The organism is Chryseobacterium nepalense (assembly GCF_023195755.1).
GTDB classification, from domain to species: domain Bacteria; phylum Bacteroidota; class Bacteroidia; order Flavobacteriales; family Weeksellaceae; genus Chryseobacterium; species Chryseobacterium nepalense.
Window position 1 is genome coordinate 346573 of the sequence record NZ_CP096203.1, and the last position, 13687, is coordinate 360259.

The 13687-nt window shown below is 40.7% G+C and carries 7 protein-coding genes; all 7 read left to right on the forward strand.

All coding sequences use genetic code 11. From position 1 onward, the window contains the following. The first annotated feature begins 21 nt into the window (after nucleotides 1–21). The 7 genes from M0D58_RS01355 to M0D58_RS01385 all read left to right on the forward strand — a co-directional run bounded on the left by M0D58_RS01355 (nucleotide 22) and on the right by M0D58_RS01385 (nucleotide 13437). Complete coding sequence (locus M0D58_RS01355; protein ID WP_248392959.1) at nucleotides 22–2466, forward strand: glycoside hydrolase family 31 protein; 2445 nt, start codon at nucleotides 22–24, stop codon at nucleotides 2464–2466. Between the two features lie 16 nt (nucleotides 2467–2482). Next, nucleotides 2483–3856, forward strand: coding sequence for a glycoside hydrolase family 43 protein (locus M0D58_RS01360; RefSeq protein WP_248392961.1), 1374 nt, complete (start codon nucleotides 2483–2485; stop codon nucleotides 3854–3856). A 9-nt stretch (nucleotides 3857–3865) separates the two neighbouring features. After that, on the forward strand, nucleotides 3866–5890 hold the full coding sequence (locus M0D58_RS01365; RefSeq protein WP_248392962.1) for an NPCBM/NEW2 domain-containing protein: 2025 nt from the start codon (nucleotides 3866–3868) through the stop codon (nucleotides 5888–5890). 8 nt (nucleotides 5891–5898) lie between these two features. Next, on the forward strand, nucleotides 5899–7305 hold the full coding sequence (locus M0D58_RS01370) for a glycoside hydrolase family 43 protein (RefSeq protein WP_248392963.1): 1407 nt from the start codon (nucleotides 5899–5901) through the stop codon (nucleotides 7303–7305). A 204-nt stretch (nucleotides 7306–7509) separates the two neighbouring features. Further along, nucleotides 7510–8883 (forward strand): glycoside hydrolase family 43 protein, encoded by a 1374-nt coding sequence (locus tag M0D58_RS01375; protein ID WP_248392964.1) that lies wholly within the window; start codon nucleotides 7510–7512, stop codon nucleotides 8881–8883. A gap of 2 nt (nucleotides 8884–8885) precedes the next feature. Further along, a complete protein-coding gene (locus tag M0D58_RS01380; protein ID WP_248392966.1) occupies nucleotides 8886–10829 on the forward strand; it encodes a glycoside hydrolase family 97 protein in 1944 nt (647 codons plus the stop codon). A gap of 85 nt (nucleotides 10830–10914) precedes the next feature. Beyond that, nucleotides 10915–13437, forward strand: coding sequence for a glycosyl hydrolase 115 family protein (locus M0D58_RS01385; protein ID WP_248392967.1), 2523 nt, complete (start codon nucleotides 10915–10917; stop codon nucleotides 13435–13437). Nucleotides 13438–13687: the final 250 nt, after the last annotated feature.

Genomic DNA, 13687 nt, shown 5'->3' on the forward strand with positions numbered 1-13687 from the left:
TATTCCAATCCAAATCACAAAATGAATTTCAATACCATCAGAAATAAAGCGTTTATCGTAACGATTGTATTACTTTCGGGAAATTTCAATGCACAGTCTTACAGAAAAACAGACTCAGGCATCAACGTTACTGTAGAAAATGCAACTGTTGAAGTAAAATGGTATGGTGAAAATACGGTAAGAATCATTAAGTATCCATCTGGAAAAACATTCAGAAAAAATAGTCTTTCCGTTATTCAAAAAGAACAGAAAACCAAATTTTCGGTTTCGGAAGGTAAGAACAATATTTTAGTAACAACAAGAGATCTTCAGCTTTCTATAAACAATACAACAGGGGAAATAACCTATCGGCTGCCATCAGGAAAAGAGCTTCTTAAAGAAGCGGGAAGCGCATTCAAACCTTTTGACGATGCCGGAAATCAGACTCTTTCTGTTTCACAGTCTTTTCAGCTTGAAAAAAATGAACCTCTTTATGGCTTGGGAATTTTACAGAACGGAAAAATGTCCCAACGGAATACAGACGTGAAAATGATTCAAAATAACACCTGGGATTTTGTGCCGTTTTTTCAGTCTGTAAAAGGGTATGGTATTTTTTGGGACAATGCATCTCCCACGCAGTTTACCGATACACCGGAGAAAACATTGTTCTCTTCGGAAGTAGGAGACGGGATAGATTATTATTTTATCTACGGAAAAAATGCCGACGGAGTGATTGCAGGAATGCGCAGCCTCACAGGAAATGTGCCGATGCTTCCTTTATGGACCTACGGCTACTGGCAAAGCAAAGAGCGGTATAAAAGTCAGGATGAACTGGTAGAGGTGGTAAAAAAATACCGCGATTTAAAAGTTCCTTTAGACGGAATCATCCAGGACTGGCAGTATTGGGGGAATAATTATCAGTGGAACGCAATGGGTTTCATCAGCCCCGATTTTCCCGATGCCAAAAAAATGATACAGGATATTCACGATATGAATGCGCATCTTTCCGTTTCCATCTGGTCGTCATTCGGACCGATGACCAATCAGTACCGTGAAATGGATAAAAAAGGGATGCTCTTCAATTTCAAAACCTGGCCTGAATCAGGAAGAGACACTTGGCCTCCGGATCTGAACTATCCTTCAGATGTCCGTGTTTACGATGCTTACAACCCTGAAGCCCGGGATATTTACTGGAAATTTTTAAATAAAGGGTTGTTCAGCCTGGGAGTAGACAGCTGGTGGATGGATTCTACGGAGCCGGACCATCTTAGCCAGAACCCCGAAGATTTAAATACCAAAACGTATCTCGGTTCCTTCCGCAAAGTGAGAAATGCCTATCCTTTGATGACAGTAGGCGGAGTTTACGATCACCAGCGCGAAACCACAAGTGATAAAAGAGTTTTTATTCTCACAAGATCGGCTTTTGCCGGCCAGCAAAGATATGCTGCCAATACTTGGTCCGGCGATATCAATTCTTCCTGGGAATCGTTGAGAAACCAGGTTCCTGCAGGACTGAATTTCAGTCTGACAGGCAATCCGAATTTTAATTCAGATATTGGTGGGTTTTTCGGCGGGGTTTATAAAAGAAACGGAGGCCCCCAAAACAAAATGTTTCAGGAACTGTACGTTCGGTGGTTGCAGTATGGAACTTTCACGCCCATGATGCGTTCACACGGAACCGATGTGCCGAGAGAAATTTATCAGTTTGGCCAGAAAGGTGATCCGGTTTATGATGCAATAGAGAAATTCATCAGGTTGCGTTACAGTATATTGCCCTATATCTATTCTGTTTCTTGGGACGTTTCTAAAAATAATTCAAGTTTTCTGCGTGCTCTTTCAATGGATTTTTCGGCAGACAAAAAAACCTGGGATATCAATAACGAATATCTTTTCGGAAAGTCATTTTTAGTTGCTCCGATTCTGAATGCACAGTATACTCCTGAAAAAATAGTAAAAACCGATGAAAATGAAGGCTGGAATAAAACTGATGCTAATAAAAAAGAAAATTCACTTTCCAATGTAGATTTCTCACAAAATAAAACGGTGAAAGTCTATCTTCCGGCAGGCGCAGAGTGGTTTGATTTCTGGACGAATGAAAAACACAACGGAGGTCATGAAATTCAGAAAACGCTTAATCTTCAGGTCATTCCTTTATATGTGAAAGCGGGAAGCATCATTCCGTTTGGTCCCGATGTACAATATGCGACTGAGAAAAAATGGGACAATCTTACCATTAAAGTTTATCCCGGAGCTAACTCGGATTTCATCTTATACGAAGATGAATTTGATAATTACAATTATGAAAAAGGAAAGTATACAGAAATTCCCTTTCACTGGAATGATAAAGCTGAAATACTTACGATTGGTGCCCGGAAAGGCGGATATCAGGGAATGATTGAGGACAGGACTTTTCATATAATTCTACCGGATGGGCGGGAGAAATCAATGAATTATTCCGGCAAGAGCGTAAGTGTAAAATTTAAATAATCTTAAAATAATAACGATGAAATATTTAGCTCTAATAACAATTTTAGGATTTTTTCAGATGTCATTCGCTCAAAATCCAATTATCCAAACCAAATTCACTGCAGATCCTGCACCGATGGTCTACAAAGACACGGTTTTTCTGTATACGAGTCACGATGAGGATGATGCATTCGGATTTAAAATGAAAAACTGGCTGCTTTATACTTCCACAGATATGGTCAACTGGACAGACCACGGCATTGTGGCTTCCCTTAAAGATTTCAAATGGACCGATCCGGAAAACGGAGCATGGGCGCCGCAGGTAATCGAAAGAAACGGAAAATTTTATATGTATTGCCCGATGCCCGGACAAAGAGGAATCGGTGTTTTGATGGCTGATAGTCCATATGGCCCTTTCAGTGATCCCATAGGAAAACCTTTGGTTAAAAATTCAAGCGACGACATAGACCCTACGGTCCTGATTGACGATGACGGGCAAGCTTACCTGTATTGGGGCAATCCAAACCTTTGGTATGTGAAGCTGAACGAAGATATGATTTCGGTAAATGGCGATATTGTAAAAGATCCATCTGTTGCCAAGATCAAAGGCTCTCCAGATCCTTTCCATTACCAGGAAGGACCCTGGGCGTGGAAAAGAAACGGGAAATATTATATGGCCTATGCATCTACCTGCTGTCCCGAAGGAATCGGTTATGCGATGGGAAAATCGGCAACAGGACCTTGGGAATTTAAAGGAATGATTATGGACAGCGACAAACGTTCCAGCGGAAATCATCCGGGAATCATTGATTATAAAGGTAAATCTTACGTTTTCGGATTCAATTACAATATAGGAAAACAGACGATTAGCAAACATTACGAGAGACGTTCTGTCTGCGTAAGTGAAATGAAATACAATGCTGACGGTACCATTCAGAAGCTTCCATTCTGGGATTCGGAAGGCGTGCAAAGAATTGCAACGCTTAATCCATATCAAAGAGTAGAAGCCGAAACCATCGCTTTTAGCGAAGGCCTTAAAACCGAGAAAATGACCGAATGGGAAAGAAATAATCCTTATGATACCGGTAAAAAAATCACCGATCGTATCGTTGTATCGTCGGTCAACAATGGAGATTATATCAAAGTCCAGGGCGTAGACTTTTCTAAAGGAACCCATTCTATAGAAGTGTCTGTAGCAGCATTGTACGGCGGAAAAATAGAAATTCGTACCGATGCGATCGACGGACCTATTCTGGGAACGGTAACAGTAAACGGAAAAGCCGAAGGCGATATTTTCAAAACCATAAAGACGCCGGTTAAGAATATGAAAGGCATTCATGATGTATATTTTGTTTTCATAGGAGACAGAGACCTTTTCTATTTCGACTGGTGGAAGTTTAATGAAATCTAATCTAAAATAATGTTGAAGAATACAATACTCCTTACAGCGGTAACCTTTTTATTTTCTGTTAATATTTACAAAGCTCAGTCAGTAGTCTGGCTGGATAAGCTCGATCTCAGCGTTGCTACGCAGGGAAACGGAAAACCGGGCATCAATACTTCGGTGGACGGAAAAAAACTGACGATTGCCGGAGAGACATTCGACAGGGGTTTCGGTACCCACGCCGAAAGTTCTTTATTGATAAAATTGAATGGTAAAGCCCACAAGTTTTCAGCATTAGTGGGATTAGATGATGAAATGAAAGGTCATGATCCTGCCGTGGAATTTGAAATTTACGGAGACAACAAAAAGCTTTGGTCCAGCGAAATCATGCATTTAGGAGATAAAGCAAAACCCGTTTCGGTATCATTAAAAGGAATAAAGCAGCTCGAACTTGTAGTAACGGATGGCGGAAATGGTCCTTATTACGATCACGCAGATTGGGTCAACGCAAAATTCGAAACCAACGGAATTGCTACTTTGGAAACATTCAATCCGATTGCTTCGGAACCATATATTTTAACTCCAAAACCTGCAGCAACGCCCCGTATCAACTCAGCAGGCGTTTATGGTGTTCGTCCCGGTTCGCCTTTCCTTTTCAGAATTGCAGCAACAGGGGAACGGCCAATGATTTTCTCTGCAAAAAAGCTTCCCGAAGGATTAAAGCTGGATCCCGAAACGGGAATTATTACCGGAAAAATAGATTCGAAAGGAACGTATGAAGTAGAATTATCTGCAAAAAATGCAAAAGGTTCAGCCTCAAAAAAATTAAGAATAGAAGCAGGGGACAGAATTGCACTTACCCCAACGATGGGCTGGAACAGCTGGAACTGTTTCGGACACGAAGTTTCTGCCGACAAAGTGAAACGTGCTGCCGATGCTTTGGTTAAAACAGGATTGGTAAACCACGGCTGGAATTACATCAATATCGATGATTCGTGGCAATTTAACAGAGACGGAAAAGACCCTTTGTTTCAAGGAAAGATGCGCGATGAAAACGGTTATATTTTCACCAACTCCAAATTTCCGGATATGAAAAATCTGGGTGATTATATTCACGGAAACGGACTGAAAATGGGAATTTATTCCTCTCCCGGACCATGGACCTGCGGAGGATGCGCGGGAAGCTATGGCTACGAAAAGCAGGATGCCGAAAGCTATGCAAAATGGGGCGTCGACTACCTGAAATACGACTGGTGCAGCTACGGCGGTGTCATTGACGGGTTACCGGGTAATGATGCCAATAAAGTTCCTTCTCTTGCTTTTCAGGGTGGCGGTGATCCTGAGACAGGCGTAAGACCTTTCCTGCTGATGGGAAACATGTTGAAACAGCAGCCTAGAGATATCGTATACAATCTTTGCCAATACGGAATGGGTGATGTCTGGAAATGGGGTGAAGAAGTTCATGCTCAATCATGGCGTACTACCAACGATATAACGGACACCTGGGCAAGCGTAAAAAATATTGCATTGGCTCAGGAGAAAGCTGCTTCTTACGCAAAACCGGGCAACTGGAACGATCCCGATATGCTGGTGGTGGGTGTAGTGGGTTGGGGTAATCCGCACCAGAGCCGTTTAAAACCGGACGAACAATACCTCCACATCAGCCTTTGGAGTATTTTTTCGGCACCATTGCTGATTGGCTGCGATCTCGAAAAACTGGATGATTTTACCTTAAACCTTCTGACAAACGATGAGGTGATTGCCGTTAATCAGGATGCTTTGGGAAAACAGGGTGTTTGCTTACATACCATCGGCGAACTCAGAATTTATGTAAAAGAACTGGAAGACGGAGGAAAGGCTGTCGCTTTCGCCAATTTCGGAAGGGAAAAAGTAAAATTGCCATATAAAGATTTCAAAAAATTAGGAATTTCAGGAACTCAGACTGTTAGAGATCTCTGGAGACAGAAAAACATCGCAGACATCAATACCGATAAAGAAAGCCTTTCATTGGATATTCCCGCGCACGGCGTTGCGTACTATAGATTTATTCCAACAAAATAATAATAACTATGATTCATCGAAATTTAAAATATATTACATTACCTTTTCTGTTGGCAACCACTGCTATTTTTGCTCAGAACCCGGTTATTCAGACGCATTTTACACCCGATCCGGCACCAATGGTGTATAAAAACAAACTGTATGTGTACACGGGAGACGATCAGCCGGGATTTGATTTTTATACAATGACCAAATGGCGCGTTCATTCAACTGATGACATGGTAAACTGGACGGATCATGGTGTTCCCATTTCTTTAGAATCCTTCAGCTGGGCGAGGGACAGAGCCTGGGCAGCACAATGCATCGAACGAAATGGTAAATTTTACTGGTATATCTGTGCTCAGACTGTTGATAATAATATGGCGATTGGTGTTGCTGTTTCAGATAGCCCTGTCGGTCCTTTTAAGGATGCACTCGGAAAACCACTGATTTCAACCGGAACATGGGATAATATCGATCCTACCGTTTTTATTGATGATGACGGACAGGCTTATCTCTATTGGGGAAACAGCAAATTATTTTATGCTAAACTGAATAAGGATATGATTTCTTATGCCGGGAAAATTACGGAAATTCCACAATCGGCAGAATCTTTCGGCGGATTGAGACGTCCCGGAAGAAGTGATGAGGTTTTACAAAAACAGGAAAAGTTTGATGATGTTTACGTAGAAGGTCCGTGGCTGTACAAAAGAAACAATCAATATTATATGATGTATGCAGGTATGACCGGAAAAACGGAGTGTTTATCATATGCAACCAGCGAATCACCAACCGGGCCATGGAAATATCATGGTAAAATTATGACCGATCAGCCCACAAACAGCTTTACCAATCACGGAGGAATTATCGATTTTAAAGGGAAATCCTACTTGTTTTACCATACCGGACTTTTACCAAACGGAGGAAGTTACGGACGCTCTACTGCTGTTGAAGAATTTAAATACAATGCCGATGGAAGTATTCCAAAAATAAAAATGACTAGGGAAGGAGTAACCCCTGTCGGAACATTAGATCCTTACAAAAGAAATGAGGCGGAAACCATGGCCTGGTCGGAAAAATGCAGCACTTCAGAAAATAAAAAAACCGGAGTTTTCGTTTCCGATACCAGAGTTGGCGGATTTATAAAAGTCCGTGCAGTGGATTTCGGAACTGGCGCTACAGAATTTTCAGCTTCAGTAGCTGCAGGCGTGGACGGCGGAATTTTAGAAGTTCATCTGGATGATGTAAAAGGGCCTAAGATTGCCGCGGTTGATATTCCAAGAACCGGTGGCTGGGAAGACTTTAAAACAATATCATCAAAAATTTCAGAAAAAGTTTCCGGTGTTCATGATGTCTATTTTGTATTCCAGGGGAAAAATATTACGGCAGGAAGAAAGCTATTTAATTTCGATTATTGGAGCTTTAAGAAAAAATAGAGCGCTACCACAAAGTATCAATAACGAATATGAAATTTTCAAACATAAAAAATCTTGTGATCTGAAATATGCGCAAAGTTGGAACTAAAACCTAATGTGTTCATGTGCAAAAAACTTTGTGGATAGACTTTGTAAAATTTTAGATAGATATAAAAGATAAGTTCATTCTTAAATGATGTCTGAACAACAGCTACAAATAAAAATATGAAAAATACGATACAATCTATATTGGGTTTGTTTTTAATGATTTCAGGAGCAGTTTCTGCCCAGAATCCTATCATACAGACCAACTACACCGCAGATCCGGCTCCTATGGTTTACAATGGAAGGCTCTATGTTTATACCACACATGATGAAGACGATTCAACATGGTTTACCATGAACGACTGGAAGGTTTATTCCACCAATGATATGGTAAACTGGACCGACCACGGAACCATTCTTTCATATAACGATTTTGAATGGGCAAAACGAGATGCATGGGCTGCTCAGTGCGTGGAAAGGAACGGCAAATTCTTTATGTATGTTCCGATGTGGTCTAAAACCAACAATAAAGGAGCGATTGGTGTTGCCGTTGGCGACAGTCCGTTCGGGCCGTTTCATGATCCGTTGGGAAAACCGCTGGTGCAGAGCGAATGGGGTGATATTGATCCCACCGTTTTCGTTGATGATGACGGTCAAGCCTATATGTATTGGGGAAATCCGAAACTGAAATATGTTAAATTGAATGAGGATATGATTTCTTATTCCGGAAATATTATTGAAGTACCCATGACCGAAGAATCATTCGGAAAAAGAGACGGAAAACCTAATCCTGAAAGACCGTCAAAATATGAGGAAGGGCCTTGGCTGTATAAAAAGAAAAATTTATATTACCTTTTCTGGCCGGGTGGTCCGCTTCCCGAATTCATAGGATATTCTACAAGTAAAAATCCGCAGGGACCATGGAAATACGGTGGAGTTATTATGCCTGCCGAAGGAAAATCATTTACCAACCATCCCGGAGTCATAGATTTTAAAGGAAAAACATATTTCTTCTATCATAATGGTGCTTTGCCGGGCGGGAGCGGATTTACACGTTCTGTCAGCGTTCAGGAACTGGAATTCAACAAAGATGGTTCTATTTCACCATTTACAATGACTAATGGAATTACCAAAGCCACCGCAACAGTAAATCCTTACAGCTTTAATCAGGCGGAAACCATCGCATGGTCGGAAAATGTAAAGTCGTATCAGAACAAAGAAGCCGGTGTTTTTATTAAAGCCAAAAAAAGCGGTGCTTACACCAGTGTGAAAAATGTGGATTTTGGAAAAAATGGTGCCAAAGTATTTTCCGCAAGAGTAGGAACCACACACAACAGCGAGGTAACGATGGATGTTCATCTGGACAGTGTTACCGGACCGGTAGTAGCCACGATAAAAGTTCCCTTGACCGGCGGGGATGACCGTTGGGAAACCGTGAAAACAGAATTAAAAGAAAAAATGACCGGTATTCACGATGTATATTTTGTATTTAACGGAAAAGCAGCAAAGGATGTTATGTTTTTCGATTACTGGACTTTTCTTGAAAATAAATGATTATGATTAAAATAATATCTTACGTATCACTACTATTATGCCTGTTGAGCGGAATTTCAGTTTTTGCCCAGGTTGCAGAGGCTATCAGTCCCGATGGGAAACTGAAGCTGAATGTCTTTTCAGAAAATGGAAAAGCTCTGTACAATATATCGTATCAGGAAAAAGTTATGCTGGAGAAATCTCCGCTGGGTTTAATCACCAATGAATCTGATTTTTCTCAAAATTTAAAATTCACCGACAGTAAAAAAGATCAGGTTTCAAAAACGTATACCAACGAAAAAATTAAAAAATCACACGTCGATTATAAAGCCAATACATTAACCGTTAATTTCACCAATGCAGATCAGTTCGGCATCAGTATTGAATTTCAGGTAAGCAATAATAATATCGCATTCCGATATCATCTTTTACCGATGAAAGACCGTCTGAGCACAGTTGTACAATCAGAAATTACCGGTTACCGGTTTCCCGTTCAGACCACTACCTTTCTTTCTCCCATGATGAAGCCGATGACCGGGTTTGCCCGTACGGCGCCAAGCTATGAGAGCGGCTATAAAGCAGATGCGGAACTCGGAGCCAAAGCTGATTACGGATATGTTTTTCCAGGATTGTTTCACCTCGGAAATAACGGCTGGATATTGCTTTCGGAAACAGGAGTGAACAGTTTATACTGTGCCTCTCATCTGGAAACGACTTCTGAAAAGAGTCTGTACAAAGTTGCTTATCCGGACATGGCTGAAAACAACGGATTCGGAAGTACGGGGGCAGCAATTTCCCTGCCCGGATCAACACCATGGAGAACCATTACCGTTGGTGCATCTTTACAACCGATTGTAGAAACTACGGTTCCGTTTGATGTAGTGGAACCGATGTATGAACCCTCCCGGAAATATCAGTTCGGAAAATCTACCTGGAGCTGGATTCTCTGGCAGGATAACAGTATGAATTATGATGATCAGGTGAAATTCATTGATCTCGCTGCTGAATTAAACTTCCAATATATCCTTATGGATGCGCTTTGGGACAAAAACATTGGCAAAGACCGGATGAAGGAACTCATTCAGTATGCAAAATCCAAGAATATTGGGGTTATGCTTTGGTACAATTCCAATGGCGCGGCCAATGATGCACCAATGGGACCGAGAAATAAAATGAGTTCCTCCGTTGAACGCAAAAAAGAGATGAAATGGCTGAAGGAAGTTGGCGTAAAAGGATTAAAAGTCGATTTCTTCGGCGGCGATAAGCAGGAAACCATGCGTCTTTATGAAGATATTCTCTCGGATGCGAATGATTTTGGTTTAACGATTATTTTCCACGGAACCACTTTACCGAGAGGCTGGGAAGTCATGTACCCGAATTATGCCGGAAGCGAAGCCGTTTTAGCATCCGAAATGCTGTATTTTTCTGAAGATGTGCGTAAACAGGAAGCTTTTTTCGCTTCGTTACATCCTTTTATCAGAAATACGGTCGGAAGCATGGAATTTGGGGGGACTTTCCTCAACAAGTTTTTAACAAAATCCAATAAGGATAAAAATAAAAGATACACCACAGACGGTTTTCAGCTGGCAACAGCAGTATTATTCCAGAATCCTGTTCAGATGTTCGCCGTAATGCCGAATAACCTGACGGATGCCCCGAAATTCCAGCTGGATTTTATGAAAAACATTCCCACGCTTTGGGACGAAACGGTTTTCATAGATGGGTATCCCGGAAAATATTCTGTGATAGGGAGACGACATCAGGATCAATGGTATATTGCCGGAATAAATGCAGAAAAAACGGCTAAGAAATTAAAGATCAGACTTCCGATGTTCGCAGGAAAAACAGTGAAATTAATTAATGATGATGCTCAGGGAAATTCTTCCGAAGAAGAAGTGAAAGTAAACAAAAACGGTGATTTCACGATAGAAATCCAGCCTAATGGAGGTTTTGTTTTAAGAAATTAGGTTTTGAAATCAAAGAGAACCCGAAGGGTTCAATATCAATAGCCGTAGGTAAAACCTATGGTTTAGCAAAAAGAAAATAAAAAATATGAAGCATATAAAACGCTATATTCTGGTCATGCTATTCGGATTCTGCCTGCACATCAAAGCAGCACAGCCATTCATCACTACGGAAAAAAATTCTGAAACCATTGTTTTAAAAGAGAAAAATTCAGGATTTTCAATTTTTACCAATCCGGGAATCGACAAAGGTATTCTCAGGGCTGTTAAAAGTCTGCAATCCGATTTCCAGAAAGTGTCCGGAGCCGAGCCGAATTTGCTGAATCAGCTCTCCGCACAGCAATCGCCTTTGATTATCATTGGGACAGCAGGAACAAAATCGATAATTGATGATTTAATCAGGCAAAAAAAAATTGACGGAAAATTATTAACAGGAAAGAAAGAAAAATACATTATCCAAAATGTAAGCAATCCATATCCGGGAATTTCCGAAGCCATCGTAATTGCCGGAAGCGACAAGCGCGGAACGATTTACGGAATTTACGAAATGTCCCGGCAGATCGGGGTTTCGCCGTGGTATTACTGGGCAGATGTTCCGGTTGAGGTAAAAGAAAATATCTATTTTAAAAAAGGAATCTATACCGATGGAGAGCCGGCTGTGGAATACCGCGGGATTTTTCTGAATGATGAAGAACCTTCACTCGGAGGCTGGGCGAGAGCTACTTTTGGCGGATTCAATTCCAAATTTTATGAGAAAGTTTTTGAACTGATCCTGCGTTTAAAAGGCAATTACATTTGGCCTGCCATGTGGGGAAAAGCATTTTATGACGATGATGTGTTGAACGGACCGCTGGCAAATGAAATGGGAATTATTATGGGAACTTCACACCACGAACCGATGGCTTTGGCACAAACCGACTGGCATCGGTATATCAAAAAAAATAATCTTCCAAACGTCTGGGATTATAATAAAAACAGTGAAGTTTTACGGAAATTCTGGAAATCGGGGATTGAAAGAAGCAACAACTGGGAAAGACTTGTAACGGTGGGAATGCGTGGCGACGGCGATGAAGCCATGGGAGAGGGAACGAATATTACTCTGCTGGAAAAAATCGTAAAAGATCAGCGGAAAATTATTACAGATGTTACCGGGAAAAAAGCGGAAAAAACACCACAGGTGTGGGCATTATACAAAGAAGTTCAGGATTATTACGATAAAGGAATGCGGGTTCCGGATGATGTCATCCTTTTATTCTGTGATGACAACTGGGGCAATGTAAGAAAGCTTCCGGACCTTTCGAAACCTCTGCATAAAGGCGGTTATGGAATGTATTATCATTTTGATTATGTCGGAGGCCCTAGAAATTCAAAATGGATCAATATCAGTCCCATCCAGCGGGTTTGGGAGCAGATGAATCTTTCTTATGAACATAAAGTAGACAAACTTTGGGTCGTAAATGTAGGAGATTTGAAACCCATGGAATTCCCGATCAGTTTTTTCATTGAAATGGCCTGGAATCCGAAACAGTTTAATTCAAAAAACCTTTTGGAATATACCGAAAATTGGGCCGCACAACAGTTCGGCGAAAAATATGCTAAGGAAATTGCAAGGATGATCAACCTGTATGCAAAATACAACCGTAGAGTAACGCCGGAAACACTGGACAGCAAAACCTACAGTCTGGAAAATTATTATGAATTTGAAAGGGTTCTGAATGAGTACAGAGCTTTGGCAATCGATGCTTTACGATTAAAAGAAAAAATTCCCGCAGAATATCAGGATGCTTATTACCAGCTGGTTTTGTACCCGATTGATGCCTGCAGCAATTTGTATGAAATGTACTATGCTGTTGCCAAAAACAGGCAACTGGCCGCAAAATATGATTTGCAGGCAAATTATTATGGAGACAGGGTGAAAGAATGTTTTGAAAGAAATGCTTATCTGGATCGTAAATACAATACTGAGATTGCCGGAGGAAAATGGCAGCATATGATGGATCAGATGCGTATTGGTTACAAATCATGGAATGATAGCAAAGAAAACATCATGCCTGAAGTAACATACGTTTATGACGATAATGCTTCAAAAGAAAAAGTCTTTCAGGAGAAGAATGGCTACGTTTCGATGGAAGCTGAAAATTTTTCAGGATTGAATAATTCAGACCGGATCCATTGGGAAGTGATTCCTGATTTCGGAAAAACCAAATCCGGAGTAACAACTTTTCCTCAAAATGCCTATCCAAAAGCTGATGAAAATATATATCTTGAATATAATATTAACTTTGAATCCAAAGGAGAATTTGAGGTTCAGCTATTACTGGCTCCGACATTGAATTTTAACCATAATAAAGGGTTGCGTTACGAAATTTCTTTCGACGGACAGGCTCCGCAGGTGGTTAATTTCAACGGTCATTATAAAGGAGAACTGGGAAGATGGCAGTCAGAACATATTATTAAATCAGCTACAAAACATCTTATTTCACAGCCCGGAAAGCATAGATTACGATTCCGTGTTCTGGAACCGGGAATTGTTCTGGAAAAGATCATGATCAATACCGGAGGTTTAGAACCTTCCTATCTGGGTGCACCCGAAAGCGAAATCCTTCAATGAAATTTCAAAAAATAGTAACCACTATCAAATATGCCTATGAAATAATTATCTCTAATCTCAATTTCATGTAAATATTGTTTTATCAAAATGAAAAGATAATAAGCAAAAGACCTGATATCACTTTATTTATAATGGTTGCCTGAATTATTTCAGGAGATTTTTCTTGGCGGTTTTTTAATCAGACTGTCTTGAAGGGGGATTCTTTGCCCAAAACTTTATACCTGAACATCACAAAATTAAAACTAAAACA

Bases quoted from the DNA above. Each gene is read 5' to 3' on its own strand.
- M0D58_RS01355 (WP_248392959.1), top strand. From the start codon at position 22: ATGAATTTCAATACCATCAGAAATAAAGCGTTTATCGTAACGATTGTA.
- M0D58_RS01370 (WP_248392963.1), top strand. From the start codon at position 5,899: ATGATTCATCGAAATTTAAAATATATTACATTACCTTTTCTGTTGGCA.
- M0D58_RS01375 (WP_248392964.1), top strand. From the start codon at position 7,510: ATGAAAAATACGATACAATCTATATTGGGTTTGTTTTTAATGATTTCA.
- M0D58_RS01365 (WP_248392962.1), top strand. From the start codon at position 3,866: ATGTTGAAGAATACAATACTCCTTACAGCGGTAACCTTTTTATTTTCT.
- M0D58_RS01380 (WP_248392966.1), top strand. From the start codon at position 8,886: ATGATTAAAATAATATCTTACGTATCACTACTATTATGCCTGTTGAGC.
- M0D58_RS01360 (WP_248392961.1), top strand. From the start codon at position 2,483: ATGAAATATTTAGCTCTAATAACAATTTTAGGATTTTTTCAGATGTCA.
- M0D58_RS01385 (WP_248392967.1), top strand. From the start codon at position 10,915: ATGAAGCATATAAAACGCTATATTCTGGTCATGCTATTCGGATTCTGC.